We start from the raw sequence: 1,762 nt of genomic DNA, 5'->3' as shown, positions 1-1,762 counted from the left end.
CCCCGATACTGGATGTATCGGGGCGACCCCGACAACGCGGCGAGCGTGCGTGCCAGGCGTCGCCGGACAGGCGGGACTTTCGACACACGTCCTAGGGGCTGTATGGACTTCTGGGCTGGAGACCGGCCCGGAACTCCCTACGGGCCCTGCCGATATGGGGCCGCCGAAGTGCCCGCCACCCCCCAGGTATGTGCCGAACACAAGAGGAAGATCATGAAGGCCATTCATCCGAAGATCGTCGGCGTGCTGACCGATACGTTCAAGGTGCCCCCGGCCGAGATTCACCCGGAGTCCACGATGGACAGCCTGGAGATGGACTCACTCGCGGTGGCGGAGTTCGCCGTCATCATCAAGGAAACCCTCGGAATCCACACCCCCGTCGGCACCCTCCACCGGGACGCCACCCTCGCGGACATCTCGGAGTTCATCCGCTCGGCTTCCCGCCGCGCGGAACCGGTGAGCAACGCCCGATGAAGCGGCCCGAGATCGCCGTCACCGGACTGGGCATGATCACCCCGGCGGGCAACGACACGACCTCCACCTGGGAGGGCGTGCTCGCCGGGGAGTCCACGGCCCGCACGGTCCCCGAACTGGCCGGGTGCGCCGTCGACTTCGCCTGCACGGTCACCGGCATCGACCTGGACGAAGCCGTCGGTGGCCGGACCGCCTACCGAATGGGCAAGTACGTCAAGTTCGCCGTACTCGCCGCCCGGGAGGCGGTGGCCGACGCCGGACTCGACCCCGGTGGCTGGGACGGCGCCCGGGTCTCCGTCGTGGTCGGCACCAGCAGCGGTGGGTCGGCGGCCCTCTCCGAGCAGGCCGTGGTGCTCGACCGGCTGGGGGCCGAGGCGTCTTCACCGGCGGGCATCCTGCTCACCATCCCCAACATGCCCGCCGCGGAGATCGCGATCCAGCTCGGTGCCACCGGCCCCAGTCTGGCTCCGTGCACGGCCTGTTCGTCCGGGGTCACCGCCCTGTCGGTGGCGCGGGACATGCTGATGAGCGGTCAGTGCGACATCGCCGTCGCGGGAGCCACCGAGTCGATCGTCTTCCCGGTGGCGATGACCGGCCTGGCCCGGTCAGGAGCGGCGGCCCTGCCGGACGGCGACCCGTCGAAGCTCTGCCGTCCGTTCGCCGAGGACCGCGCGGGCCTCGTCATGGGGGAGGGGGCCGCCATCATGGTGCTGGAGAGGGCCGCGGACGCCGTGGCCCGGGGCGCGGTCCCCAGGGCACTGATCGCGGGCACGGGGGCCACCACCGACGCCCACCATCCCACCAGCCCGCACCCTTCGGGCAAGGTGGCCCAGGCGGCCGTCGAAGCGGCTCTCCGGGACGCCGACTGGCGTGCCGAGGACGTCGGACACGTCAACGCGCACGGCACGGCGACCCCGCTCAACGACGCGACCGAGGCCGCCCTCATCGCCCGGGCCTACCCCCACCGGCCGCCGGTCACCGCACCCAAGGGGGTGCTCGGCCACTGCATGGGGGCGGCGGGTGCCATCGAGGCCGCGCTCACCGTGCTGACCCTCCAGCACCGTCTTGTCCCGCCGATCGCCAACCTGGACTCCCCGGCATCCGGGTTCGACATCGACTGCGTCACCAAGGCACCCCGGCCCGTCGCCGTCAGCCGGGCCGTCAGTCACTCGTTCGGATTCGGCGGCCACAACGCCGTGATCGCGCTGCGGCTTCCCTGACCACGAGCGCGTGGGACGCGGGCGCCGCCGGAGGGCGCGCGGGCTGCCCCCGGCGACGGACCCACGTC

The 1,762-nt window shown here is 72.0% G+C and carries 2 protein-coding genes; both read left to right on the top strand.

Going from position 1 to position 1,762, the window contains the following annotated elements; genetic code table 11:
- Positions 1 to 213: 213 nt before the first annotated feature.
- Positions 214 to 474 (top strand): acyl carrier protein, encoded by a 261-nt coding sequence (locus ACWD3D_RS36635; RefSeq protein WP_387376141.1) that lies wholly within the window; start codon positions 214 to 216, stop codon positions 472 to 474.
- On the top strand, positions 471 to 1,694 hold the full coding sequence (locus tag ACWD3D_RS36630) for a beta-ketoacyl-[acyl-carrier-protein] synthase family protein (RefSeq protein ID WP_451464965.1): 1,224 nt from the start codon (positions 471 to 473) through the stop codon (positions 1,692 to 1,694). The genes ACWD3D_RS36635 and ACWD3D_RS36630 overlap by 4 nt, the downstream gene beginning before the upstream one ends.
- Positions 1,695 to 1,762: the final 68 nt, after the last annotated feature.

It is taken from the genome of Streptomyces sp. NPDC002690, from assembly GCF_053592415.1.
Note: the sequence above shows the minus strand (reverse complement) of the source record. Positions and strands in the feature narration are given on the sequence as shown.